We start from the raw sequence: 25,638 nt of genomic DNA, 5'->3' as shown, positions 1-25,638 counted from the left end.
AGCTGAAAGGAGCATGCCGCTTGAACAAGAAGTATTTCATATCATTATCAATTGCAGCAGCATTAACAATCGGAAGTCTGCCAACGTTAGCAACAACTGCTAGCGCTCACTCCTCCGTGGAGGATTTAAAGAAACAGCAGGGCGACGTTTCTTCTAAAAAGGAAGAAGTCAATGGGAAGATAAATGAGAAAAAATCTCAAATTGACCAAAACATCAACAAACAAAAAGATATTGAAACACAGATTGCTGAAATCAGCACAAAATTAAAAGATACTGAAACAAAGATTGCAGAAAAAACAAAAGAAATTGATGAAACGACAGTAAAAATCAATAAGCTTAAAGCAGATATTGAAGAATTAAAGAAAAAAATTGAAGAGCGTAATGACCTGTTAAAAGAACGCGCTCGTGCCATCCAGGAAAAAGGTGGATCAGCTAATTATCTTGACGTTCTTCTTGGGGCGAACAGCTTCGGGGACTTCATCAACCGTGTAACAGCAGTAAATACAATTGTAAGTGCTGATAAAAAAATCATGGACGAACAGAAACGTGATCAGGAAGAGTTAGAGAAGAAACAAGCTGAAGTAGAAAAAGAGCTTGCTGATCTTGAGACTTCTAAAGCGAATCTTCAATCCCTGAAAAAAGATCTTGATAGTCAAAAGGCTAAGAAAGCAGAATTATTCAAGCAACTGGAAGCTCAACAAGCTACATTAAAAGTAGAAAAAGCCGATCTTGAAAAAGAATCGGAAGACCTTTCAAAAATGGAGCATCAGCTTGAAGGTGAAATCCAGGCTGAACAAGCGCGATTGGAAGAACTAGCACGTCAGCGTGAAATCGAACGCAAGCGGCAGGCTGAAGCTGAAGCAGCTAAGCGTGCTGCTGCACAGCAACAGGCAACATCAAGCGGTAGCGGATCATCTCCAGCTCCTGCAGCAACAGCATCAACACCAACACCAAGCACTCCTGTCAGTGCAGGTGCTTGGACAGCGCCTGCTCATGGAGCCATAACGACAAACTTTGGTTGGGATACCTTAAACGGTAAACAACGCTTCCACTACGGTACAGACATTGCTGCACGGGGAAGTGTTCCAATCTCTGCCGCTGCAGATGGATACGTTATTAAGAGCCATTACAGCTCAAGCTATGGTAATGTCGTATACATTACACACTCTATCAACGGTCAAACGTTTACGACTGTATATGCTCACATGTCTTCTTCATTAGTAAGCACTGGGCAAGCGGTGAACAAAGGCGACCAAATTGGTTACATGGGTAACACTGGATATTCATTCGGCCAGCATTTACACTTTGAACTTTACAGAGGTTCTTGGAGTGCATCGCATGCAAATGCTGTAGATCCACGTCAATATATTAACTTTTAAGTTTTAAAGCCCCGTTCTCAAGTAGAACGGGGCTTTTTATTAGATGCTTTCACTCTATATTAGGATAAAGGATTCACCAACTAATTACGGTATTGTGTTTTCATATCATCATTCTTTTAGTATAATGACAATATATTTAAGTGATTTTCGAAAAAGGCAAACTAATTGAAAAATTAGGACGCAAAGCCACGGGTCTTCCATTTTATTAAAATAATGATCGCCGGGTTACCGAAATAACGGACGCAATGAATACTATTGGCAGCATTTTGCTAGTATTTTTTCACCTGCCGGTGGGTAGGTTGTTTTTTTAGTAGAGATGCTATATTAGTAAGAATTGAACCTGTAAGAAGGATGATGATATTGGAGTTAGCTGATATAAAAAGACAATTAAGAAGTTTCTGCAGAAGAAATCGAACAGCATTAAAGTATACCCATATAGGGGAGTATACAGCAGAGGAAGTCAGTGACATGTTCCTGAAGTGTGTCGGTCCTGAAGAACTTGAAAAGATTCTGCACGACATTGAAATCATCAATCAGCGCGGTGGAGACAGCGTTAAATATTTCATGCTAATATTGGAAGGTTTGAAAGCGGCCTAGTTTGTAACCATACGTATGGATCATCCTTTATTTAATCGGGGTGGTCCTTTTATTTTATGGCTGTTTACGCAAAGATTGTTGCTATTCATATACAAACTAAGATTTACGATGCTCTGTCATTTAGGTTGTGGTGCAGGAGGGTGAAGGGTACTGCTCCGCTTTCCACGGACGTTCGGCCCAGCCTCCTCAGCAAAACCGCTTCCGGGGCCCGTTTTCCGTAGGAGTCTACGCAGTTCCCTTCACCCTCTCACGTAGTAAGTGGTGACAGAGCAAAATGGTTTGTGGATCAGATTAAAAAGAGTAAAGGACTATTAAATGAAATCAGTCACTGCAACAAATGAAAAAGCAGTGGCATAAGCAATCTCCACATATTCTGTAAGGTTGTAAAACATAGTTGATTCTCGCTGCAGGTGCTCGACTCCTGCGGGAAACGCTGGACAGTACGAAAAGCGGAGGCGGCTTGATTAGCCCCGACAAGCATAAGGTGAATGGGCTAAGAAGGCGTTCTTTTGCCTTCTTGGGCCATTTAGCTTATGACCTAGAGGGGCTCACCGCCAGCCCCGCGGAAAGCGAGCACCACTCGCTGCAATCAACCGCCACTCGCTACATCCAAAAGCAACAATGTTTACGAAAACAGCCTATTTTATTTAAAAGATGAATCGTGTCAGGTCAAGTATGGTTCTTATTTGTTCAACGGTTCGACACACATCCAGCGTACAAATCTGCAATAATACAACTAAGAGATGCACTATGAGTAAATAACTTGATTGTGGGTTTGAGATCTAAGATACTAATACATAATAGGGTATATATGCGAACGGAGGAATCTCAATGGCCGGACATTTATTTGAGCATCATAAAGCTTCAAAGTTACTTGATCCCAAACGGCAAGCTATAGTGCCTGTGGACAAAGCATTGGAACTTCTTCAATTAAAACCTCATGATATAGTGGCAGACCTGGGTTGTGGGAATGGGTATTTAACCCTGCCGATTGCCCGGAAGGTTGAAACGAAGGTGCAGGCGGTCGATTTGCAGCAGGAAATGCTTGAGTACCTGAAGCATCGTGCTGCGGAAGAAGACATAGACAACATCGTGTGTGTGAAATCATCCCTTGAGTATCTAAGCTTCAACAAGGAAACGTTAGATAAGGTTGTATCTGCTTTTGTCCTCCATGAGGTCCCTGACTTAATCAAAGTCTTTCAGGATCTTCATGATATGTTGAAAGAGGATGGAATCTGGCTGATCCTTGATTGGGAGGCTGTAGAATCCGAAGTGGGACCGCCCATGGAGGAAAGGCTTGCTTCTGAGGAGTTGGACCGTCAGCTTCATTCAGCGGGCTTCATAACATCCGTCGGGCATCTGCATCCGTCCGTCTATTATATCGTTGTGAGGAAGAACCCTTGTCTTTAAAGGGGGCAGGGACCGATGCCTGAAATGTGGTACTCTATAGGTTCATTCACATTCCCTTCTTCCTGGGGAGCGATCCTCGCCTCCTTTTTCCTGACGTACTTGTTTCTCTATTTCTGGAATAGAACGTCAAGCGATTGGTACTCAAATGCTGTCTTTTATTTTTTGATTACCTGGAAGCTGAGCGTCATAGTCGTAGATTTTCAAACGGTCATCACTCATCCCCTTACGATTCTTTACTTTCACGGAGGAAGGATGGGCTACTGGTTGGGAATCCTGACAGCGCTTTTATACCTATTTTTAAAAAGGGGAGTTAGCACATCCGTTTTGATCGCTGCCTGGGTCAGTACGATGGTTTTCTTTGAATTTGTTTATCGTTTATTAGAGCTGGATGTTCTCTCAGGCGTTATACAATTTATCATTAATAGTACACTCTTTTTGCTTCTATTAAAAAAATCAAGGGGAGAAAAACGGGAAGTATGGATAGTGCAGTTAGTGGTTGTCTTCACACTCCTTCAACTGCTGTTTCAATCGTTGAATGAAGGTTTTATATTCACTACTGTTACATGGACGTATATAGTGGTGATGATCTATCTAATTGCTTTAAGCGGGAGGAGGAACCATATTGAATAAAAAAAATTTCGCCCTGGCCGTCGTTGCGCTGCTGATTGGCATTTTTCTAGTGAATCTGTTTCAGGATCAACAGGAAAAGAAGGCAAAGCTAGAGGCTGCACAGTTAGCCAAAGAGTCCATGGACCTGACCAATGCCAATCAGGGGCTGACAAAAGGTGACCGTGCCCCGGATTTTGAGTTGACCACATTAAGTGGGGAGAGCATTCAGCTGTCCGACTATCAGGGAAAGAAAGTGATTTTGAATTTCTGGGCCACCTGGTGTCCGCCTTGTAAAGCCGAAATGCCCCATATGCAAAAGTATTATGAAAAAAAGGCAGATAAAGAGAATGTCGAAATACTTGCCGTGAATCTGACTTCACAAGATGACGGAAAGAAAGCGGTCCAGCAGTTTGTCGATGGGTATGAGCTCACATTCCCTATTCTCTTGGATGAAAAGGGTGATATCGGGGACGAGTACCGGGCATTCACCATCCCGACCACTTATATGATCGACACCCAAGGTCTCATCCAACACAAAATCGTCGGTCCCATGAACGAAGACATGATGGGTAAAATGGTCAGTCAAATGGAATAATGAAAGGGACGGACCTGGTTTCGTTACATACGATATGAGGTATAAGTAACCATGACTCAAAAAGGAGGATACATATGTTCCATTACACAAAAGAAGTTTCAATGAATGTGAAAGAAGCGGCAGCTTCCGTGGAGAACGCACTTAAAGAAGAAAGTTTTGGTGTTCTATGGAATCTTGATCTTGCCGGGAAGCTCCAGGATAAAGGCCTGGACTTCAACGAAGAAGTGGTCGTCCTCGAAGTATGCAATCCTCATGAAGCAAAGAAAGTGCTGGAGGAAAGTATGCTTGTAAGTTACTTTCTGCCTTGTAAAGTGACGGTATACACAGAAGGCGGAACAACCAGGATCGGTATGGCGAAGCCGAGCAAGCTGATTGAAATGGTGGATAATGATGAACTGAAACGGTTGGCATTGGATATAGAAAATCGCCTGATCCGTTGTTTGGATAACGTCTGATGACCGGGAACCTGTCGCAACAAAGCGACGGGTTTTTTTTTTACGGAAACCAACATCTCTCACTCCTCACAATCTTCTGAATATGATACACTTTTTAAAATACATAGATTCAGGAAGGATGACAGAGATATGAAATTCACCACTAAGGTCGTACATAGCCAGTTGAAGGGAACGGAGGAAATCCGCAGTAAGACGACACCGATTTACCAAACGTCTGCATTTTCTTTTACCTCACTGGAAGAGCTGGAGGGTTTTTATGAAGGGAAGTCTCCCTATCTTTATACCAGAACGGGCAATCCCAATACCGATGAGTTAGGGAAGATGGTCGCGGACCTGGAAGGAGCACCGGCTGGTGTGGCCACATCATCGGGTTTGTCTGCTATTCTTGTGGGTATTTTGGCTGTGGTCCAATCAGGTGATCATATTGTGGCAGCGGAGGATGTATACGGGGGCACCTTCCATATGCTGAAAGAAGAACTGAATTCATTCGGCATTTCCACATCATTTGTGGATTTTACAAACGAGGAGGAGGTAGAAGCAGCGATTACACCGCAAACCAAACTGCTGTACAGTGAAACCGTCACAAATCCATTTATGCGTGTTGAAGATATCTCGAACATGGTAGCCCTTGCGGAAAAACACCAATTGAAAACGATGATCGACAATACGTTTGCCACTCCATTCCTGCGTCAGCCATACCTTGAGGGGGTTGATCTCATCGCCCACAGTGCTACGAAATATATCGGAGGACACAGCGATATCACGGCAGGTGTCGTGGCAGGACACGAAGAACTTGTCCAAAAGGCAAGAGAAAAAGTCGTCAATATCGGTTCCAATCTGAGTCCTTTCGAAGCCTGGCTTACTTGCCGAGGTGCCAAAACGCTGGCACTGAGAGTCGGAACACAGGCTCGTAACGCAGAGACCCTGGCAGATGAACTGCGAAACAACCGAGGAGTGAAATCGGTCTATTATCCAGACAATCTATCCGAAAAAGGAAACGGGGCCATCGTGACGATTGAGCTGGAACCATCATGCGACATCAGCACATTCTTCAAGTCCCTCGGCTGGATCAAAATCATTCCGTCTCTCGCCGGTGTGGAAACGACGGTTTCGTATCCACTTGGAACATCGCACCGTGCCCTGCCCAAAGAGGCTCAGGAGAAACTTGGCATCAACACCCACGTGGTGCGCATATCGTTGGGGATCGAGGATGGGGAAGACATCGTCGCTCAGTTTACCGACGCCATCTCAGCTTCGGTGAAAAAATAAAAAATTCTGAAAATACTCTTGACGATGAGGCTCCTTACCCTTTATAATTCATTTCAACGCAAGAATTTTCACTTTGACAACTACATGCTCTTATCCAGAGAGGTGGAGGGACTAGGCCCGATGAAACCCGGCAACCTTCATGTACGCTATAGGCGTCGCATGAAAAGGTGCTAATTCCTGCAGGCGATTTGCCTGAAAGATAAGAGGAGGACCCTATTCAATTAGACCCTCTTCTTAGGAAGAGGGTTTTTATTTTTCCTCTTCTATCTTCTTCAGTGTTCGTGTTCAGCAGGTGAATGAATCATCCATTTCAACAGCTGAACCAAGCCAAAGCAAAACAGCCGTAAACCAATCCAAAACCCAAATCAAAAAACCAGGAGGAATTACCAATGACCAAATCATTCGATTTCGACACTCTGCTACTTCACGGCGGCCAGGAGCCGGACCCATCTACAGGATCAAGAGCGGTACCGATTTATCAAACCACTTCCTACGTTTTCGACAACAGCGATCATGCCGCCAAACTATTTGCCTTAGAAGAACCTGGAAACATCTACACCCGGATCATGAATCCCACCGTTGACGTGCTTGAGAAACGCCTTGCCTTGTTAGAGGGAGGGATCGGAGCCCTTGGGGTTTCATCCGGGATGGCGGCTATCTCACTCTCCATTCTGAATATCGCCGGCGCAGGGGATGAAATCGTGGCCGCCACGAATCTCTACGGGGGAACGTATAATTTGTTCTCTACGACTCTACCGAAATATGGGATCAAGGTTCATTTTGTGGATCCGACTGATCCTGAGAACTTCCGTAAAGCGATTACGCCGAAAACGAAGGCGGTATTTGCTGAAACGATTGGAAATCCAAGTCTGCACGTCCTGGATATCGAGGCGGTGGCGAAAGTGGCACATGACAACCATATTCCTCTTATCATTGATAACACCTTTGCCACTCCGTACGTTAGCAAGCCGATCGAATGGGGAGCGGATATCGTCATCCATTCGGCCACAAAGTGGATCGGCGGCCACGGTACGGCCATCGGGGGAGTGGTCATAGACGGAGGGAAGTTTGACTGGAATCATGAGAAATTCCCTGGATTCACGGAAGAGGACAGAAGCTATAACGGACTTCGCTACGCCCAGGATATAGGCCCGGCAGCATTCATCACCAAGCTGAGAGTGCAGCTCCTCCGGGATCTGGGTGCCTGCCTGAGTCCTCAAAACGCATTTTTGCTGCTCCAGGGACTGGAAACCCTGCACCTCCGAATCGAACGACATACCGAGAATGCGTTAAAGATTGCAGAGCACCTGGATCAGCACAGCGGTGTCGCGTGGGTATCCTATCCGGGACTTCCACAGCACCCGTCTCACGAACTGGCACAAAAATATTTAAAAAATGGATCAGGCTCCATCGTCGTGTTTGGAATCAAAGGAGGCAGGGATTCAGGACGGAAAGTCGTGGATAACATCTCCCTCTGGTCCCATGTCGCCAACGTGGGGGATGCGAAATCACTGATCATCCATCCAGCCTCCACGACCCACCAGCAATTAAACGAGGAGGAAATCCGCGCGACGGGTGTAACCGAGGATCTTGTAAGACTTTCCGTCGGCTTGGAATCTGTGAAAGACCTGATCGAGGATCTGGATCATGCGATTGAAGTGGCGCTGGAAACGTCGAAGGTATAAGAGTTAGTTTTATTTTGAGGATAAATACAGAGCTGGATGTTGATAAAAGGGCATCCGGCGGGCTACTGTAGACAGATATCTGCGAAACTGCTACCCGCAGTCCGATTTGAACGAACCTTTACTACTAAGGGGGACACATGGTCGGTGATCAAATTCCCCAAACAACACCAAAAAGGAGGTGGAGGAATGGAGAATTCATATTCGTACGAAGTAAGCTCCATTACCATCCCATCCCTCACATTAGAGTCAGGCATGGAGTTGAAACATGTTACTCTTGCGTATGAGCGTACAGGCCGTAAAGATGGCCCTGTCATCCTTGTATGTCATGCCCTCACTGGGACCCATATTGTGAAAGGGACAAGTGAGGACCGCGGCTGGTGGTCTGGACTGATCGGCCCCGGGTCGTATATTGATACGGAACGATTCAATGTGGTTGCTTTCAATGTATTGGGAGGGTGTGAAGGAAGCAGTGGTCCAACGGCCGTCAATCCCGCAACCGGAGAGCGTTACGGTCCGGATTTCCCCCCCATCACCATAAGGGACATGGTCCATGCCCAATATGAGGCTCTGCAGCAGCTGTCGGTCAACCATGTAGAAGCCGTGATCGGAGGTTCCCTCGGTGGGATGCAGGCGCTGGAGTGGGGAGTGCTGTACCCTTCTTATATCAATAAGGTATTCGCCCTTGCTGTCTCGCCGGCACTGAATGATTATGGTCTCGCATTTAATCATATCGGGATCACAGCGATCGAAGGAGATCCAGGGTTTCTAAACGGACATTATTCCCAGGGAGCCGCGTTAAAAGGGTTGGAGATCGCCAGAATGATCGGGATGGTGACGTATCGAACACAGGAATTGTTCGATCAGCGGTTTCAGCGGGAGAGGACGAATGAGCAATTCAATGTAGAAAGCTATCTTGATTATCAAGGGAAGAAATTAGGGAAGCGTTTTGATCCGAACAGCTATCTTACCTTATTGAAAGCCATGAATAGCCATGATATCGGAAGGGAAAGGGGAGGGCTGGATACAGTCGCTGAATCCTACCGGTGCGAGCTGATTTCCATCAGCTACGAGGGTGACTTGATTTATTCTCCACAATACTTAAAGGATTTCACTGAACAAGTACCCAATGGGGAGCACTACTATATCCCAACAGCATTCGGTCATGACGGTTTCTTAGTGGAATTCGAGAAGTGGGGAGGGATCATTTCCTCCCATCTTAAGAACCCTCAAGTCCGTAGTATGGTATACGGTATCAAATGATTTCTTGTCAATCATAACTCGTCCCCCTCCGGCATATAGTTAGATAAGCAAAGACATCGCACCGCCTTAGCGCGTTTTTGTGTGGTGTCTTTTTTCGTTGGATGGAAGACTTTCATCCAGAACATAAACAAACGACTAGGTGGAGGGGAATATATGGAGTGGACGGGCAGAAGGCTCATCATCACCATCATCATTAGTATGCTGATCGGTGCAGGAGGAATGTATGGAGGTTTGGAATGGGCTGACTTGGCTGGGGACGAGCCCGCTCAGTTTGATGGGAAAGGGGAACTGAATGATAAGCTCCACAAGGTGGAGGTCGCTTATGATCTGATCAGCGATAAGTTCTTTCAGGATGTAGACAAAGGGCAGCTCGTGGAAGGTGCGATCCAGGGTATGCTGAAAACCCTCGATGATCCGTACTCTGTATACATGAACGCAGAGACCGCGTCCCAATTCAATGATGCACTGGATTCATCCTTTGAGGGGATCGGGGCGGAGGTCACGATCATGGACGGGAAGCTTGTCATCGTGGCACCGTTTAAAAATTCACCTGCTGAGAAAGCCGGGTTGAAACCGAATGATCGTATCATCAAGGTGGATGGAAACAGCATTGACGGTCTTGATCTTTATGAGGCAACGTTGAAAATCCGAGGGGAAAAGGGTACAGAAGTGAAGTTGGAGATTACAAGAGAAGGGCTCTCAGATCCAATCCAAGTGTCTGTGAAACGGGACGATATCCCGGTGGAAACCGTCATCTCGGATGTGAAGGAAGTCAATGGTAATAAAACGGGTTATATTCAGATCACCACCTTCTCAGAAAATACCGCCCTTGATTTTAAAAAGCAGCTGGCAGAACTTGAAAAGAAAAAAGTGGAAGGATTGGTCCTGGATGTGAGGGGCAACCCGGGGGGACTCCTGTCCAGTGTCGAAGAAATCCTGAAACAATTCGTCACAGAGAAAAAACCGTATGTACAAATCCAGGAACGAAGCGGAGAAGTGTTGAAATCCTTCTCCAACAGCAAGGAAAGAAAAGCGTATCCTGTCGTCGTTCTCATCGATGAGGGCAGTGCATCCGCATCTGAAATCCTTGCCGGTGCGCTGAAAGAAGCGGAAGGCTATCCATTGGTCGGAACCAAGAGCTTCGGAAAGGGGACCGTGCAGCAGGCAGTGCCAATGGGGGACGGAAGCAACATTAAACTCACGATGTTCAAATGGCTGACGCCGAATGGGAACTGGATTCATAAGAAGGGGATCAAACCGGATATCCCTGTGAGACAGCCTTCCTATTTCTATGCCCATCCTCTTCAGGTGGAGAAACCAATGGAAGAAGGCACAAACAACGAACAGGTGAAAAACGCCCAGGAAATGCTCCAAGGGCTGGGCTTCACCCTTGATCGGGTAGATGGATATTTCAGCAAAAAAACCGCTAAGGCCGTCAAGGACTTCCAGATCCAAGAAAGCTTGGATGTCACGGGAGTCATTGATACCAAAACGGGAGAGAGAATACAGGAAGAAATATTAGAAGCGGTGCAGAAGGAGAAGAATGATCTGCAGCTGCAGGCGGCGTTGGAGTATATTGAGAGAACCGCGAAAGGAACTAAAAAAGAATAGTTTGCGAAAGAGAAAGGTTCTTAGTGAAATGAACCTTTCTCTTTTTTTATTTTATTTGGGAAAAAAGAGGGGATATAGGAATGGATGTCGAATAATATAACTTAATTTACCAAATAAGGGTTCTAAATGATTAGCAGGAGGTGTTGGAGAAATATTAGGTAATAAGTAATGAATATATAGTCCTTACTCTCAATATAGTAAATTAACATTAGTTTTAATTACTTTTAATAAGGAGGTGAGGAATATTGATAGAACCAAGTAAAATACAAGAAGAGAGCGTTACATTGGAACGGGTGGGTATAAAGTCTCGAATGAATAAGTTGAGCAGCAAGAGGGTGATGGATCTCGTTATCAGTTTGACTTCTATGATTCTATTAAGCCCGATCTTTCTACTGTTATACCTGCTCATCAGGATGATGGATGGCCGCCCGGTCATATTCAAACAAACCCGGACAGGCATCAACCATACTCCCTTTACTATATATAAATTCCGAACCATGAGAAAATCCAATGAAACGGAGTACGGTTGGAAAGGTAAAGTCCCTGATGACTTTGTGTTTAAAGGGGAACACAACCCGGATATTACCACCTTGGGAAAGCTCCTTCGTAAAACAAGCCTCGATGAATTACCACAACTACTAAATGTTCTAAAGGGTGATATGAGTATAGTAGGTCCGCGCCCGGAAGTGCCACGCATCACCCGATACTATGACGGGCAGCAACAACAAAGATTATGTGTAAAACCCGGAATGACGGGATATGCCCAAGTAAATGGCCGCTCTGATATGAACCACGGACAGAAGATAGCCTACGATTTATATTATGTTTATAATCAATCTCTCCGGTTGGACTTCAAGATCCTGTTGAAGACAATCGTTACTGTTTTGCGGCGTGGGGGTTCTTATTAGAGAACAACGGAGGTTGAAAGGAGTGTAGGGGTGGAGCAATCATTTAATTATCAAGCTATATTGAAAGAGCTCAAAAACGGTTTGAAATTCATTATCCTGACCACCATGCTCACGACGGTCCTGGGGGCCATCATCACGTTCTTCTGGCTCTCTCCTGTGTATGAATCCAAGACAGATTTGCTGGTCAATGGAACGGTCGTGAAAGGAAATGGGGAAGACCTATCCCTTAATGAAGTGGAAATCAATATCCGATTAATTGAAACCTACAGCATCATGATCAAGAGTGACCGGATCATGGATAAGGTGGAAGATAAGCTTGACCAGCGCATCAGTAAGGAGGAGCTGGTGAAACAAACAAGTGTGGTCACAAATGAAAACTCCCAGATTATTTCCATCATCGCTGAAAATCAGAACCCTGAAAACGCTGCAGAAATGGCGAATGAAGTAGCTTTGACCTTCAAAGAAGAAGTAAAGAAAGTGATGGATATCGATAATGTCTATGTCCTTTCATCTGCCCGTCCGAGTGATAAACCGGTACGCCCGAATAAAATGATCAACATCCTTCTGTCTATGGTCATTGGGTTTATTTTGTCTGCTACTTGGGTTCTCTATAGAAAACACTTCGACATGAAATTAATCACCATCCATGAAGTAGAAGAGGCATTATCCCTTCCGGTGTTGAGTGGAATTCCTCATATGAAGAAGTCTAAAAAAATGGGCGGGGGTTTATCCCAACAATTATTGAAAGCCGGAGAGGTTCATTCCCCGCTAGCTGAGGCTTATCGTTCCCTAAGGACGATTGTGCAGTATAAAACGAAGAACAATGCTGCTTCTGCATTAATGGTGACAAGCAAGCATCCAAACGAAGGAAAGTCATTGACCAGTGCCAACCTTGCGATCGTCATGGCACTGGATAATAAGAAAACCGTTTATATTGATTGTGACTTAAGGAGACCTGATGGACAATTCCTCTTCGGTGTCAGCAGTAGAAAGGGGGTTACTTCTTATCTAGAGGGATATTCTACAGCGAAGGAAATTGTAACAGGAACCCATATTCCGAACCTCTCGGTCATCGTTGCCGGAATCATACCTCCGAATCCTACAGAGCTTCTTTCATCCAAGAGGATGGACCAGTTGCTGCAGGAGCTTAAGAAAGAGTTTGACTATATCATTATCGACAGTCCTCCGATGGTTGTTTCCGATTCTTTGGCATTAGCCAACAAAGTGGATGGATGTATATTCGTTGTGAACGCCCAGAAGTCCAAACGTGATGAGGTGACAGATGGAATTCAGCAGCTGCAACAGGTGAAAACGGAAATCCTCGGTACCATCCTGAATGAAATCGCTCCATCGAAGAAAGTTCAGTATTACTATTAATCGTTATAACAGAGGAGGAATCAATGTGATTGTAGATATACACAACCATATCTTACATGGTATTGATGATGGACCAGTGACTCTAGAAGAGTCGATTTCAATGGCAGGACAAGCAGCTGAATCGGGTATTTCACACGTGATCGCCACTCCCCATCAAGGGAACGGTCTTCATTTTAATAAGGGGCATCGCATCGTCCATCAGGTAATGGAACTAAATAGGGAATTGAAGAAGCGGCAGATCCCCCTTACGATACTCCCTGGAATGGAAATCCATTTATATGGAGAAGTTGCGGAGGACTTGCAGAAATTGGACTCCATTCTGTTGACTTTGAATGAAACGAATAAGTACGTGCTGATCGAACTCCCTAATAGTCATTACCCTTCCTATACGGAGATGATTCTTTATAAGCTTCAATTGGTGGGGTATGTACCGATCATTGCCCATGTTGAACGTAATGAAGAACTGAGGAAAAAGCCGGAGCAGCTTTATTCGTTATTTCAAAAAGGAGCGTTATTCCAAGTGAACGCAGGAAGTATCCTGGGTAAGTTCGGAAAGAGTATCCAGAAATTTGCGTACGAATTGATCAAGTACAACCATATTCACGTTATAGCATCTGACGCCCATAATCATCATTCCAGGACGTTTACATTAGGGGAAGCCTATCAAGCCATTCAACATGAATTTTCAGCAATGTATACCAATTATTTTCGTGCCAATGCCGTGTATATTGCCAATGGCATGGACTTCGCCAGTTTTTCACCAGAGAAAATAAGGAGAAAACAGAGATTGATAGGGTTTAAGTGACGCCCCTTCTATGAAGTCATACGTGATTAAGGTGGTACAAGGAGATGAAATTCATAAAACAATTTAAGGCTCTTATCCTAAAGGGAAACTTCTATCGCAACGTCTCCATTCTTGTTTCAGGCACAGCCATTTCTCTCATCGTCATCGTATTGACGACACCATTGTTGACTCGATTGTACACACCTGAAGAATTTGGTGGATATTCCATTTATGTCTCCATCTTATACACGACATCAGTAATGGCTTCTTTAATGTATGAATCGGCTATCCCGCTGCCGAAGGATGAGGATGATGCTGTCAATCTCTTAAGTCTTTCATTAATCATTGTATCTGGAATGAGTGTTTTATGTTTGATTGGGGTCTGGTTGTTCCGACAATTCATGGCATCCATGGTGAACATTCCCCATTTAGAAGAGTACTTATGGCTACTCCCTTTGAGTTTATTCGGCTTTGGCGTCTTTCAAGTATTGAATACATGGCTTATAAGGGGGGAAGCCTACCCCTTCATGGCTAAGGGGAAAGTGTTTATGAACATGAGTCAAGTATTCTCGCAAATCAGCTTGGGACTTCTTCATTTCGGACCGGCTGGTTTGGTTGCGGGAGAGGTGGTGGGGAGGATTGTAGGCAGCAGCACAGTACTCAGGCTTTCTTTTGAATCCATTAAAGCGCGCCTTCATCAAATCAATCTAAAACAAATGGGGGTCTTGGCCAATCGCTATAGATATTTTCCACTCATATCAAGCTGGTCATCCATATTGAGTGTTGCAAGTGGTCATTTGCCAGTCTTCTTCATCGCCGCAACATTCGGGTCAAAAGCTGCAGGTCTTTATATGCTCGGTCAGCGGGTCCTTTCGATACCAGATGCCCTGATCGGGTTCTCGGTTAAACAGGTTTATTTTGCCAGCGCCACAAAGCAAAAACGTTCCACCGCCACTCCATTGAATTCCCTTTTTTGGCAAATGGTGTGGAAGCTGACTGGTGTCAGTTCCTTGATCATTTGCATCATTGTAGCAGTCGCACCATGGACATTTGGACATGTGTTTGGCGAAGGGTGGATTGAATCAGGGACATATATTCAAGTGATGGCGATTCTATTTTTCTTCCAGATGGTGGTTAATCCCATTACAGCGAACTTTTATGTCTTTGAAGCCCAGCATTTACATCTTGTTGGAGAATTCATTCGATTTGTTCTCTTGTTGGCAGCTGTATTGATCTCAGTACATTCCCAATTTTCATCCATACAGTCCCTGCTTTGTTTAAGTGTCTTAGGTTCTCTTGGGTATATGGTGGTTGCTTTTCTTGCCTGGTATGCCATGAGGACTAAAGGTGTGACCCAAGATCAATTCGAGTGTGAAATAGGAGTTGAAGCCAGTGAAGCTAAATGAATTTCTTCCAGGATGGCTGAATTCGTTTCTTTATTTCACATTGGCTTGCAGTTCAATCGTATTGGTTGAACCTTCTCCATATGATGTCCTGTTAATCATCCTTATCGCTTTGATGTTGAAGAAAATGATCCCTTTTTCCATGGAGTACCCTGCTCCGATGCTTCTGCTGATCCTATTTATAACGTGTAATTTGGCTTCTCTCTATTTTGCGAAGGATCCTGTCCATGGTCTCAACTATAGCGTCATCACTTTTTACCTCGTATTGACCTGGGTCTGTATCGGAAGCGTGGTCTCCCTTTATAAAGAAAAGGCTCTTGAGACCATATTCAATGGATACGTGATCGCTGCAACGGCAGCCGCCGTCATCGGTCTCGGTTCTTTCTTCCATCTATTTCCGTTTTCAGATCTATTTATGTGGTCGGGAAGAATAAAGTCGATGTTTAAAGATCCTAATGTGTTTGGTCCCTTTGTGATTCCTGCGGCTCTTTTCTTGCTACTCAAGATAGAGATGGTGTCTGTGAGAGGAAAAGTGAAAGTATGGATGTTCATCAGTTTCATTGTCCTTACTTTAGCCGTTTCGCTCAGCTTTTCCCGTGCTGCCTGGGGTCATCTTGTCGTCGCACTCTTCATATATTTTATGTTTTTTAAGGGGAATATCAACAAACGAATCGGTATTATCCTTCTCCTGATTCTTTCTTCTCTTCCAATTCTCTACTTTGTGATGGCATCTACTGATCTGGTCGATTTGTTTCACGAGCGGTTAGGGTATCAGGAATACGATAATACGCGGTTTGATAAACAGAAGGAATCGTTGGAAGCCGCTTTGACCCATCCTCTTGGAGTGGGATCCGGGCAATCGGAAATGATGTTCAATCATTCTACCCATAGTTTATATGTGAGGATACTGACTGAAAATGGATTTTTGGGGTTTATCTCTTTTATTGGCTTTGTGGGGGTAAGTATGTTGACTTGCTTCCGGAATATCAGGAAGACACAAGGAATGGATCAGGGATATTTTGTTGTCATCCTTGCATCGATCATCGGCTTACTTTTCAATAGTTTCTTTATCGATACATTGCATTGGCGTCATTTCTGGCTGCTGCTTGCCTTACCTTGGTGCACGGTCGGCGGGATTCCTAAACAAGAGGGGGGAGTATATGAAAATCATACAATTCATTACAAGGATGGATGATGTAGGGGGGGCTCAAGTTCACGTTCTCGATCTCTCACTGAGCCTTATGAGGGCGGGGCATGAGGTAATTGTCCTTTCCATGGGGTGCGGGCCCGTCACTGATGAACTACAGAAGAAGGGAATTAGATGTGAAGAGTTGATACAACTGCATTTAAAGATCCATCCCATACAAGATTGGCTTGCATTGAAGGAGCTTTGCAAGTGGTTGAAGACTCTAAAACCTGATATTCTCGCTACCCATTCTTCGAAAGCAGGTATGCTGGGACGTATGGCCGGAAAAATCTGTCGTGTCCCAACTGTGTTTACAGCACATGGATGGGCCTTCTCTGAGGGGGTACCTGAAAGGAAAAGGAGAATCTATACCATTCTAGAAAGGGTTGCAGGAAAGATATCGAATGGGATCATAACCGTTTCAAACTACGACTATCAATTAGCTATAAAGCACAGGATCATACACGAATCAAAACTGAAAACGATTCATAACAGTGTCCCCGATGTTCCTGAACATCTCCGAAGAAATCCAGCGGGATCCAAACCCAAATTGATCATGGTAGCAAGGTTTGCCGCCCCAAAGGATCAACGGACCCTGCTACTCGCCCTGGAAAGCATCCAAGATCTCTCTTGGGAGCTGGATCTGGTGGGGGACGGACCTCTGTTGAAAGAAGTAAAGGATATGGTTTCCAGAAGTTCTATTGCACATCGCGTCCATTTCCTTGGGAACAGAAGAGATATCCCTGAGCTCTTGGCACGCTCACATCTGTTTGTACTGATCTCGAGGCATGAAGGGCTTCCCATCAGTGTCATTGAAGCAATGAGAGCAGGCTTACCCATCGTTGCATCAGACGTAGGAGGAATGAAAGAACTTATTGATGATGGGAAGAACGGCTTTCTGATCCCGAGGAATGACGCTGAGACTCTCATGCAAAGGTTAAAGTCGTTAATTGTGGATCCACAACAGATGACGAAAATGGGGCAATGCAGTAGAACGAGATACGAGAGTCACTTCTTATTTGAACATATGAGTGATCAAACGATACAGATGTATAAGACAGTTCTGGCAAATGGGATTGGAATGAGACCGGTCGGACTTCCAAATAAGAGTAGAGGGGTGTAATGATGAAGGTATTGGTAACGGGCGGAGCGGGGTTTATTGGTTATCATGTGACAAAAAGTCTAAAAGAAAAAGGGCATTCAGTCATCGTAATGGATTCCCTTATCACCGGGAAAGAAGAAAATATTCCAGAGGGTGTTGCCTTTTACAAAATGGATATCACCAGTGCAGATATCGAAACAGTATTTATAAAAGAAGAGCCGGATGTCATTATTCACTTGGCAGCACAGATTTCCGTTTCCTATTCAATGAAAAATCCGCAGGAGGATGGAAAGGTCAATATTATCGGGACCATTAACCTTCTTCATCTGAGTGCAAAATACCATCTGAAAAAATTCATCTTTGCTTCATCTGCGGCAGTCTATGGAACTCCTGTAAACCTGCCGATCGATGAACGTCATCAGCTTATGCCTACTTCCTCTTATGGGTTATCCAAGATGACATCTGAAAACTATATTCAAATGTATTACCAATCAAGTTCCTTGGGTTCCTTGCCTTATACGATCCTTCGATTTTCTAATGTGTACGGACCAAGGCAAACATCAGAAGGTGAAGCGGGTGTGGTCTCTATCTTCCTGAACAATGCGTCACAGGATAAACCGATCCAGGTTTTTGGTAATGGAAATCAAACCCGGGATTTCATTTATGTGAAGGATGTTGCAGAGGCTTGTATCCAGTCACTTGAACTTGGGGAGAACACCATCATCAATATTGGTTCCCAGACACAGCTGAGCATCAATCATCTCATACACTCAATATCCAAAATCAGCGAAAAACCTTTGTCAGTCCAGTTTGAATCTGCCCGGGAAGGGGATATCGAACATAGTTCCCTGGACTATTCAAATGCAAGGAAACAGTTGAAATGGAATCCAAACTACACGCTGGAACAAGGCCTTCGTGAATCACTGAATGAAATTCATAGGAATAGAAGGAGGATCCATGAAGTTGCTTGGGAAAAAAGTCACTCCGTTTGATAAGAAACAACCAGGAACACTTGTTATTTCATTGGATTTTGAGCTCTATTGGGGAATGCAGGACCAGCTTTCCTTTAAAACGTATAAAGATCAATCGGAAGAAGATGCAGAACAGGTGGTTACATCCATTTTGCAAAGCTTTAATCGTTATCATATTCATGCCACATGGGCAGTGGTCGGCTTTATGTATTATCAAAGTTTCAAGGAGCTGAGAAAAGATTTCCCGGCAAAACTTCCCGGGTATCATGATTCACAGCTTTCCCCCTATTTGTATCTTGATTCTTTAAAAAATGATAGAGATCATTATGATTTTCACTTTTCTCCTTCATTGATCAGTGAAATAGCAAAGGCAAAAAACCAAGAGATTGGTACTCACACCTTTTCCCATTATTACTGCTTAGAAGAAGGTCAGACAATCGAAGAATTTGATGCTGATCTCAGTAAAGCCATAGATGTAATGAGAAAGGTGCGGCAGGAACCGAAAAGCATTGTTTTTCCCCGTAACCAGATAAAAAAGGAGTATGTCCAGCTGTGTAAAAGCAAAGGGATCACATCCTACCGGGGCACTGAACAGTCTTGGATTTACGATTTGAAGACAGGTGAGAATAAGAGATATGTAAAACGGGGGCTCCGTTTTCTTGATGCCTATTTCAATTTTACTGGACATCATACGTATTCCCTGAAGGAAAGTGATGGGTCTATGCCATTGAACATACCATCAAGCAGGTTTCTAAGGCCTTATTGCCCTAAATTAAAAAGGCTGGAACCCCTTCGTCTTAAGAGAATCCTGGACGATCTTACGTATGCAGCGAAGAACGGCGAAACCTATCATCTGTGGTGGCACCCACATAATTTCAATTCGAACTTGCGAGAAAATCTTGAATTTCTCCATCGGATTCTCGAAGTGTTCTCTGGATTGAAGAAAGAGTACGGGATGAGAAGTCTCAATATGACAGAATTACAAAAGGAATTTTATATTAATAGGGGGACCTGTGATGAAGCCGATATACTGGAAGAAATGGATGTTAGATATAACTGATTTATATGGAACAAATGAAACGGACAGACCGCATAAAAAAACAGACATCACGATCGTTTCTCAACTTCCTAAACATATGTCCGATGACAAATACCATATGCTAAAGAAGTTTAAGACCCTGCATCTCAATCTTGAACAAACAGAAGAAGAATTACTCAAGGACATGAACCGAACCACCCGATATCAGATTAACAGAGCTTCTAAAGATTCCATTGAAGTCACAATCATAGATCACCCTTCTTCTAAAGACATTAAAGAATTTGTTCAGTTTTTCATCCCTTTTTCAAAGGAGAAGGATATTCCGCCCTGCAGCTACAGTAAATTGAATTCCCTGTGTGAAGAAGGAATGCTGGTGATCACGAAGGTAATGGATGAGAAGGGGCGTAAACTGGCTTCCCATGCTTATTCCCTGACAGAGGGAAAGGCGAGCATGATCCACTCATGTTCGGCCCGGTTTGAATACGGAAATAATCAAGAAAGAAATCGTATCGGAAGGGCGAATCGCTTTCTTCACTGGAATGATATCCTATACTTTAAAAAGCAACGTTATACGATTTATGATTTTGTCGGTTTATCATTCGATGACGATGAGGATGAAGCCATGAAGAACATTACTGACTTCAAAAAAGGATTCGGGGGTAGGGAAGTAATAGAATACAAATATTTTATTGCCCATAGCATTCCTGGAAAAGTAGTATTATTTGTCTTAAGTCAAAAATGGAAAAAGAGACCGGATTTTTTAGAGTACAGTTTTAAATAGTAAAATGTATTTTAAAGGTAGCCGAACATCAAAGACCTCCCTTCTTCAGGGAGGTCTTTGATATGAAGAAGAAACATTGTTTACGTTTTATTTGTGACACAATGATAAAGGCATTTCATTCAATTTCTTTAGAAATCTTAAATAGTATGCACTCTTTCCCCCAATCAATCTATTATAATAATGACCCTGAATTTACTAGAAAGGAGATTGATAGAATGTTCTCAGTTAAAGACAAAATCGCCATCGTCACAGGCGGTGGACGCGGTCTAGGAAAAGAGATGGCCATGGCATTGGGAGAAGCAGGAGCACATGTGGTGGTGTGTTCAAGGAACCTTCCTGCGTGTGAAGAAGTGAAGAAAGAGCTCATGGATCTGGGCGTAAAGTCAATCGCCTTCCCTTGCGACGTGACGAAGAAATCAGATGTTGTGAACGTAGTGGAAACGGTAATGAAAGAGTTTGGCAGAATCGATATTCTGATCAATAATAGCGGGACGTCCTGGGCAGGTCCTTTTGCGGATATACCTGAAGATAAGTGGGACAAGGTGATGGATGTCAATGTGAAGGGGGCTTTTTTGTTTTCGCAGGAAGTGTCCCGGATCATGGTTGGTCAGAAAAGTGGGAAGATCATTAATATTGCATCCGTAACCGGGTTTGGGGGGACGAATCCCATGCTGATGGATACTGTTCCTTACAATACGAGTAAGGGGGCGGTCATGACCTTGACGAAGGATCTTGCGGTGAAGCTTGCACCTCATAACATTCAGGTGAATGCCATCGCGCCGGGTTTCTTCCCGACCAAAATCACAAAGGAGTTATTTTCCAGTCAGGGAAACATGATCAAACAGCATATACCCGCCAGGCGATTTGGACAGGCAGGAGATCTGACAGGGGTTGCCGTCTTCCTTTCCTCTTCTGCTTCGGATTATGTTCATGGTCATATTCTTGTCGTGGACGGCGGTATCCGCGCGCAAGTTTAAGGAGGGAAAGATATGGATCCTTTTTATGAAGATGTGAAAAAACTGTGGATGGGTGTGGAGTATGAGTTGAATCAAGCGATTAAAGAAAAATTGGATGATCCCGAGTATGTGGAGTACGTCAATCAATGGCTGCAGCTATTCCACATGGTCGTGATCTTCTTTCAACTTCTGTCCATTACGGATGCCACAATAAAAGATTAAAGAATAGAGGTGACTACAATGAAAGAAGAGAACAGTCAAAAAGAAATCGCAAGGTGGAAAGGTTTCATGGATACTTTGCAAAATGAAAGCGAGTGGGAGCCGAACTTTCCGAGAAGAGAAATCTGGAATCAATACAATAGTAAACTATGGTACTATCATTCCGGAAATCAAACGGATCTGATTCCAGTATTTTTCCTTTATTCACCTATCAACAAGCCATCCATTCTTGACTTGACCAAGGAACATAGTATGGTAGGGGAATTTCTTGAGGAAGGATATGATGTCTATCTGCTCGAATTTGGTGAACCCGTTATAGAGGAAAGGGGCATCGGTTTGGGAGAGTACCTCTCACAATACGTACACCCATCCATAAAGAAAGCTCTTGATCATAGCGGGAGAGACGAGTTATCCCTCTCTGGATTTTGTTTAGGAGGAACGTTAGCCGTTATTTACGCAGCGTTGCATCCTCAACTCATCAAGAATCTTATCCTTTTTGTCACCCCCATTGATTTTGATCAAATACCAGATTATCGCAGTTGGGTGGAAGCCTTGAAAAATGATGAATTGGATGTCCCGGCTTTCGTGGAAGAAATGAATATCATCCCCGCACCCTTCGTCCGTTACGGAATGAGGGCATTGACCGCTCCTATTTACCTCTCTCCCTATTTTTCACTTCTAAACAGGGCTTACGATAAGGAGTATACGGATTACTGGCTTCGCTTTAATCAGTGGACCAATGATCACCTATCCCTCACCGGAGCAATGGCAAGGGATATCCTCACATATTTTGTTAAGGAAAATGTCTTGATGAAGGGGGAGTTCCCGCTCTCTGGGGAAAATGTCGATTTGAAAACAATCGAATCAAACCTTTACATGATTTCTTCTCAATATGATCATTTGGTTCCAACATCCATCAGCACTCCTTTATTGGATCTGGTTGCGAGTAAGGATAAGCAATTGCTAGAGGTGGCAGGAGGACATGCCAGTCTTATTAAATATGGAATTTCAACCGAATTTAAAGAGTGGTTACACGCCCGCTCTAAATCATAGAAGGAGGGAAAGACTACGATGATGGATTGGGAAATGGATCACCCGCTGGATTATTTAAGTTTTGCGTTCTTTGTTTTTAAGGATTTTATTTTATCCTATTTTCAATGAAGAAAGAGACGGTCAGCACGTAAGCCTGATCGTCTCTTTTTCTACAATGATAGGGGTTATTTCCGTCCAATCGACATCATTTCCCGGGAAAACGTGTGGAATGCTGTCGGAAATGACATGGAAACGTAAAATGAACGAATAAATTGCAATAGGTTTTAACTGCTTCTTTTGATAAAATAGTAGATAATGCAAATTTTCTTACAAAAGGTGGTGAGTTATCATTGATTGAGCTTTGGTTGCTGGAGACCCTGAAAGGATTGGGGAAATTATTTCTGCATCCTGTTTTCTATTTCTCTGTGTTCATCTCTATTATGGCGGGCTATTATCGCGTGAAGAGGGAACGAAAAGATTTTAATACGAGATTGCTGGATGGGTACCATGATATGAGGGGATTGTTTTCTTACGGAATCGTACTTGGATTGCTGTTTTCGGTCGTTACGGTAGGAGTGGGGATGGTCATTCCTTACGCAGGCGTTCTACTGGTCGGGGTGATGTCGATCCTGTTTGCGCTGACGGGCCGCTTTCAGCTAATGTCCGCAACCATGACTGTAGGATTTTCCTATTTCATATTCGTGTTGGTGGATTATTTTCAGTGGCACATCCCTTATGTGAATACATATGTGGAAAACTTGAACCTGGAAATGCTCAGTTCTATCGTCGTACTCCTGGGTGTGCTGACCATGATAGAAGGAATACTGATTCGACTGAATGGTTGGAAGCATACTTCACCCCGTTTATACAAGAGTGCCCGTGGCCTGAAAGTAGGGGCACATCTCGGGAAGAAACTGTGGCTGGTTCCGATGTTCATCCTGATCCCTAATGGGGGCTTGACGCTTCCATTTGACTGGTGGCCCGTGCTTACTATTGGGACTGAAACGTATTCTTTATTATGTGTACCGTTTCTCCTTGGTTTTCAACAGCTTGTGAAAAGCACGTTGCCGGAAGTAGCGATTAAATATACGGGATCCAGGGTTTTCTGGTTGGGTGCATTCGTTTTGACGTTGGCCGTAACAGGTTTTTGGGCACCTATGTTTTCAATCGGTGCAGCTGTCGTCGCCGTCATAGGACGCGCATGGATCGCATACCGTTACAAAAGGAAGGAAGATTCAAAGCCTTACTTCTTTAAACGCCAGCCGAAGGGAGTCATGATCCTTGGTATCCTTCCAGGCTCTCCTGCCAAGAAGTTGACTCTTGAAGTAGGTGAAATCGTCCTGAAGGTGAACGGAGTCGATGTGAATACGGAAAGAGCGTTTTATGAAGCTCTTCAAAAGAACGGGGCTTATTGTAAGCTGGAGGTCCTTGGGGCGAACGGTGAGAACCGTTTCACTCAAGGAGCCCTGTATGAAGGTGATCATCATGAATTGGGGATCATTTTTGCCGATGAGGCGTCGGGTTGGGAGCATCATCAGGTTTCATGATCAGAAAAAAGGATAGCCGCGGCTATCCTTTTTTTAGTATCACGTAAGAGAAGGGTTCTTTTCACTATCCTTCTCCGTCTTATCAATAATCGACGTACCGACCAAGTCTCCCGTCACGTTCAGCGCCGTACATCCCATACCGACAAGGGCGTCAATGGCCGTCAACAGAGCGACAGTTTCCATTGGCAGGCCGAGCTGGGCGAACACCGTTGCAATCATGATGATTCCTGCTCCCGGGACACCTGCAGTTCCAATTGAAGCCAATGTTCCTACAAGGACAACGACCAGCATATCGGTCAGTGACAACGGATCTCCCACGACGTTGGCTGCGAATACGGCAGAAACGGCAATACGGATGGCAGCACCGTCCATGTTGATCGTTGCACCGAGAGGTAAACTGAAGCCGTACAGACTTTTCGGCAAACCGAGATTTTTGGCTGCATTCAGTGTCAACGGCAGTGTTCCAGAGCTGCTTTGGGTGACGAATGCTGTCACCATTGGAGTCCGGGCTTGGGCAAAGAACCTGCGCGGGCTGATTTTGAAACCTGCAAGGGCAATAATATAGAGTCCGATTTGGACAAACAATGCAACATAAAGAACGAGAATCATATTTCCTAATGAGAGAAGCGTGTCCAGTCCCTGATTCCCGACTGTATTGGCCATGATGGCAAAAATTCCGACGGGTACATATTGAAGAATCACCTTCATGATGGCCATGGTAGCTTCGTTCAGACCATTTACGACCTTATAGACATGCTCTCCCAGCTCGTGATACTCCGCTTGGGATCGTAAATATGAAATCGCGATACCGAACACAATGGCTGTGAAAATGATCCCCAAAAGATTCATTTCCGTGAAGGCCGTGACGATATTCTCCGGAATGATATTCAGAAGGACGCTCGTGACACCCGGATTTTCCGGTACCTTGAATTTCTCCGTTGTATCAAGGGTCATGCCTGTTCCAGGATTGAACAAACTGGCAACGGCGATTCCGACGATGATGGCTAAAGCAGATGAAAATAAATAGTATAAGAACGTCTTTCCGCCCATGCGGCCAAGCTTACTTACGTTCGTCTGATTCACTCCGACCATCAAGGTGAACAAGATGAGGGGAATGATCAAGAACTTAAGCAGGCGAATCAAGATATCGCCAAGGGGGGATAGGACGGATGCATCCTTTCCAAAAATCAGACCGACGGAAATCCCCAGTACGAGGGCCACGGTTATTTTGATGATAAGGGATGTAGTGAGATAACCTCTCCAGAGAGATTTCATGTTTTTAACGCCTCCTTTTATCTTATTGTCCCCAAAGTACTAAAACATAACATTGACATAAATCTTATAGGTTTAGTGAGGATTCATTTTCATAAGATACAACACATTACAGGAAGAGTCAAAATAGGTGCTTTAGTTAATCTTCAAATTCAAAAAGAAAAGGAGCCGTCAGATACACAGCTCCTTAA

The 25,638-nt window shown here is 44.2% G+C and carries 24 protein-coding genes and 2 riboswitches; of the genes, 23 read left to right on the top strand and 1 reads right to left on the bottom strand.

The window, feature by feature from the left end:
* Window positions 1–20 precede the first annotated feature (20 nt).
* From JI667_RS17425 to JI667_RS17315, 23 genes are all read left to right on the top strand, one after another.
* Window positions 21–1,379 (top strand): murein hydrolase activator EnvC family protein, encoded by a 1,359-nt coding sequence (locus JI667_RS17425; RefSeq protein WP_206857479.1) that lies wholly within the window; start codon window positions 21–23, stop codon window positions 1,377–1,379.
* A gap of 145 nt (window positions 1,380–1,524) precedes the next feature.
* A riboswitch (cyclic di-GMP riboswitch) is annotated at window positions 1,525–1,612 on the top strand.
* 127 nt (window positions 1,613–1,739) lie between these two features.
* Complete coding sequence (locus JI667_RS17420) at window positions 1,740–1,976, top strand: hypothetical protein (protein ID WP_206857478.1); 237 nt, start codon at window positions 1,740–1,742, stop codon at window positions 1,974–1,976.
* Between the two features lie 831 nt (window positions 1,977–2,807).
* Complete coding sequence (locus JI667_RS17415) at window positions 2,808–3,386, top strand: class I SAM-dependent methyltransferase (protein WP_206857477.1); 579 nt, start codon at window positions 2,808–2,810, stop codon at window positions 3,384–3,386.
* A gap of 15 nt (window positions 3,387–3,401) precedes the next feature.
* On the top strand, window positions 3,402–4,016 hold the full coding sequence (locus JI667_RS17410) for a hypothetical protein (protein WP_206857476.1): 615 nt from the start codon (window positions 3,402–3,404) through the stop codon (window positions 4,014–4,016).
* Window positions 4,009–4,590, top strand: a complete 582-nt coding sequence (locus tag JI667_RS17405) for a peroxiredoxin family protein (RefSeq protein ID WP_206857474.1) — start codon at window positions 4,009–4,011, stop codon at window positions 4,588–4,590. The genes JI667_RS17410 and JI667_RS17405 overlap by 8 nt, the downstream gene beginning before the upstream one ends.
* A 74-nt stretch (window positions 4,591–4,664) precedes the next feature.
* Complete coding sequence (locus JI667_RS17400; RefSeq protein ID WP_206857473.1) at window positions 4,665–5,045, top strand: DUF302 domain-containing protein; 381 nt, start codon at window positions 4,665–4,667, stop codon at window positions 5,043–5,045.
* Window positions 5,046–5,174: 129 nt separating this feature from the next.
* Window positions 5,175–6,314 (top strand): trans-sulfuration enzyme family protein, encoded by a 1,140-nt coding sequence (locus JI667_RS17395; protein WP_206857472.1) that lies wholly within the window; start codon window positions 5,175–5,177, stop codon window positions 6,312–6,314.
* A gap of 87 nt (window positions 6,315–6,401) precedes the next feature.
* Window positions 6,402–6,520: riboswitch (SAM riboswitch) on the top strand.
* 183 nt (window positions 6,521–6,703) lie between these two features.
* Window positions 6,704–7,999 carry an O-acetylhomoserine aminocarboxypropyltransferase/cysteine synthase family protein gene (locus tag JI667_RS17390; RefSeq protein WP_206857471.1) on the top strand — a complete coding sequence of 432 codons (1,296 nt, stop codon included), beginning with the start codon at window positions 6,704–6,706 and terminating at the stop codon, window positions 7,997–7,999.
* Between the two features lie 186 nt (window positions 8,000–8,185).
* Complete coding sequence (metX, locus tag JI667_RS17385; RefSeq protein WP_206857470.1) at window positions 8,186–9,259, top strand: homoserine O-acetyltransferase MetX; 1,074 nt, start codon at window positions 8,186–8,188, stop codon at window positions 9,257–9,259.
* A 153-nt stretch (window positions 9,260–9,412) separates the two neighbouring features.
* The gene (locus JI667_RS17380) at window positions 9,413–10,870 is read left to right on the top strand and encodes a S41 family peptidase (protein WP_206857469.1); all 1,458 of its coding nucleotides are present in this window, start codon (window positions 9,413–9,415) and stop codon (window positions 10,868–10,870) included.
* 245 nt (window positions 10,871–11,115) lie between these two features.
* Window positions 11,116–11,778 (top strand): sugar transferase, encoded by a 663-nt coding sequence (locus tag JI667_RS17375; protein ID WP_306465468.1) that lies wholly within the window; start codon window positions 11,116–11,118, stop codon window positions 11,776–11,778.
* Window positions 11,779–11,808: 30 nt separating this feature from the next.
* Window positions 11,809–13,155: a polysaccharide biosynthesis tyrosine autokinase gene (locus tag JI667_RS17370; protein WP_206857468.1), complete on the top strand. Its 1,347-nt coding sequence runs from the start codon at window positions 11,809–11,811 to the stop codon at window positions 13,153–13,155.
* A 25-nt stretch (window positions 13,156–13,180) separates the two neighbouring features.
* A complete protein-coding gene (locus tag JI667_RS17365; protein WP_206857467.1) occupies window positions 13,181–13,960 on the top strand; it encodes a tyrosine-protein phosphatase in 780 nt (259 codons plus the stop codon).
* Window positions 13,961–14,004: 44 nt separating this feature from the next.
* The gene (locus JI667_RS17360) at window positions 14,005–15,345 is read left to right on the top strand and encodes a lipopolysaccharide biosynthesis protein (protein ID WP_206857466.1); all 1,341 of its coding nucleotides are present in this window, start codon (window positions 14,005–14,007) and stop codon (window positions 15,343–15,345) included.
* Window positions 15,332–16,537: an O-antigen ligase family protein gene (locus JI667_RS23080; protein ID WP_206857464.1), complete on the top strand. Its 1,206-nt coding sequence runs from the start codon at window positions 15,332–15,334 to the stop codon at window positions 16,535–16,537. The genes JI667_RS17360 and JI667_RS23080 overlap by 14 nt, the downstream gene beginning before the upstream one ends.
* Window positions 16,503–17,651 (top strand): glycosyltransferase family 4 protein, encoded by a 1,149-nt coding sequence (locus tag JI667_RS17350; RefSeq protein WP_206857463.1) that lies wholly within the window; start codon window positions 16,503–16,505, stop codon window positions 17,649–17,651. The genes JI667_RS23080 and JI667_RS17350 overlap by 35 nt, the downstream gene beginning before the upstream one ends.
* The gene (locus JI667_RS17345) at window positions 17,651–18,622 is read left to right on the top strand and encodes an NAD-dependent epimerase/dehydratase family protein (protein ID WP_244668369.1); all 972 of its coding nucleotides are present in this window, start codon (window positions 17,651–17,653) and stop codon (window positions 18,620–18,622) included. Before JI667_RS17350 ends, JI667_RS17345 begins: the two co-directional genes overlap by 1 nt.
* A complete protein-coding gene (locus JI667_RS17340; RefSeq protein WP_206857462.1) occupies window positions 18,594–19,661 on the top strand; it encodes a polysaccharide deacetylase family protein in 1,068 nt (355 codons plus the stop codon). The genes JI667_RS17345 and JI667_RS17340 overlap by 29 nt, the downstream gene beginning before the upstream one ends.
* Window positions 19,618–20,421: a peptidoglycan bridge formation glycyltransferase FemA/FemB family protein gene (locus tag JI667_RS17335; protein WP_206857461.1), complete on the top strand. Its 804-nt coding sequence runs from the start codon at window positions 19,618–19,620 to the stop codon at window positions 20,419–20,421. Before JI667_RS17340 ends, JI667_RS17335 begins: the two co-directional genes overlap by 44 nt.
* Window positions 20,422–20,636: 215 nt before the next feature.
* Entirely contained in the window at window positions 20,637–21,398 is a 762-nt protein-coding gene (locus JI667_RS17330) for a glucose 1-dehydrogenase (RefSeq protein WP_206857460.1), read from the top strand.
* Window positions 21,399–21,410: 12 nt separating this feature from the next.
* The gene (locus JI667_RS17325) at window positions 21,411–21,599 is read left to right on the top strand and encodes a hypothetical protein (RefSeq protein ID WP_206857459.1); all 189 of its coding nucleotides are present in this window, start codon (window positions 21,411–21,413) and stop codon (window positions 21,597–21,599) included.
* Window positions 21,600–21,665: 66 nt separating this feature from the next.
* On the top strand, window positions 21,666–22,649 hold the full coding sequence (locus JI667_RS17320; protein ID WP_206857457.1) for an alpha/beta fold hydrolase: 984 nt from the start codon (window positions 21,666–21,668) through the stop codon (window positions 22,647–22,649).
* 329 nt (window positions 22,650–22,978) lie between these two features.
* Window positions 22,979–24,175 carry a PDZ domain-containing protein gene (locus tag JI667_RS17315; RefSeq protein ID WP_206857455.1) on the top strand — a complete coding sequence of 399 codons (1,197 nt, stop codon included), beginning with the start codon at window positions 22,979–22,981 and terminating at the stop codon, window positions 24,173–24,175.
* 39 nt (window positions 24,176–24,214) lie between these two features.
* Here the strand turns inward: JI667_RS17315 and JI667_RS17310 are convergent, their stop codons facing one another.
* The gene (locus tag JI667_RS17310) at window positions 24,215–25,450 is read right to left on the bottom strand and encodes a dicarboxylate/amino acid:cation symporter (protein WP_206857450.1); all 1,236 of its coding nucleotides are present in this window, start codon (window positions 25,448–25,450) and stop codon (window positions 24,215–24,217) included.
* Between the last annotated feature and the right edge of the window lie 188 nt (window positions 25,451–25,638).

It is taken from the genome of Bacillus sp. NTK074B (assembly GCF_017303375.1).
Taxonomy (GTDB): Bacteria; Bacillota; Bacilli; order Bacillales; family Bacillaceae_B; genus Rossellomorea.
Note: the sequence above shows the minus strand (reverse complement) of the source record. Positions and strands in the feature narration are given on the sequence as shown.

Bases quoted from the DNA above. Each gene is read 5' to 3' on its own strand.
- JI667_RS17380 (WP_206857469.1), top strand. From the start codon at position 9,413: ATGGAGTGGACGGGCAGAAGGCTCATCATCACCATCATCATTAGTATG.
- JI667_RS17345 (WP_244668369.1), top strand. From the start codon at position 17,651: ATGATGAAGGTATTGGTAACGGGCGGAGCGGGGTTTATTGGTTATCAT.
- JI667_RS17395 (WP_206857472.1), top strand. From the start codon at position 5,175: ATGAAATTCACCACTAAGGTCGTACATAGCCAGTTGAAGGGAACGGAG.
- metX (WP_206857470.1), top strand. From the start codon at position 8,186: ATGGAGAATTCATATTCGTACGAAGTAAGCTCCATTACCATCCCATCC.
- JI667_RS17325 (WP_206857459.1), top strand. From the start codon at position 21,411: ATGGATCCTTTTTATGAAGATGTGAAAAAACTGTGGATGGGTGTGGAG.
- JI667_RS17360 (WP_206857466.1), top strand. From the start codon at position 14,005: ATGAAATTCATAAAACAATTTAAGGCTCTTATCCTAAAGGGAAACTTC.
- JI667_RS17310 (WP_206857450.1), bottom strand. From the start codon at position 25,450: ATGAAATCTCTCTGGAGAGGTTATCTCACTACATCCCTTATCATCAAA.
- JI667_RS17415 (WP_206857477.1), top strand. From the start codon at position 2,808: ATGGCCGGACATTTATTTGAGCATCATAAAGCTTCAAAGTTACTTGAT.
- JI667_RS17410 (WP_206857476.1), top strand. From the start codon at position 3,402: ATGCCTGAAATGTGGTACTCTATAGGTTCATTCACATTCCCTTCTTCC.
- JI667_RS17390 (WP_206857471.1), top strand. From the start codon at position 6,704: ATGACCAAATCATTCGATTTCGACACTCTGCTACTTCACGGCGGCCAG.
- JI667_RS17350 (WP_206857463.1), top strand. From the start codon at position 16,503: ATGAAAATCATACAATTCATTACAAGGATGGATGATGTAGGGGGGGCT.
- JI667_RS17330 (WP_206857460.1), top strand. From the start codon at position 20,637: ATGTTCTCAGTTAAAGACAAAATCGCCATCGTCACAGGCGGTGGACGC.
- JI667_RS17320 (WP_206857457.1), top strand. From the start codon at position 21,666: ATGGATACTTTGCAAAATGAAAGCGAGTGGGAGCCGAACTTTCCGAGA.
- JI667_RS17335 (WP_206857461.1), top strand. From the start codon at position 19,618: ATGAAGCCGATATACTGGAAGAAATGGATGTTAGATATAACTGATTTA.
- JI667_RS17400 (WP_206857473.1), top strand. From the start codon at position 4,665: ATGTTCCATTACACAAAAGAAGTTTCAATGAATGTGAAAGAAGCGGCA.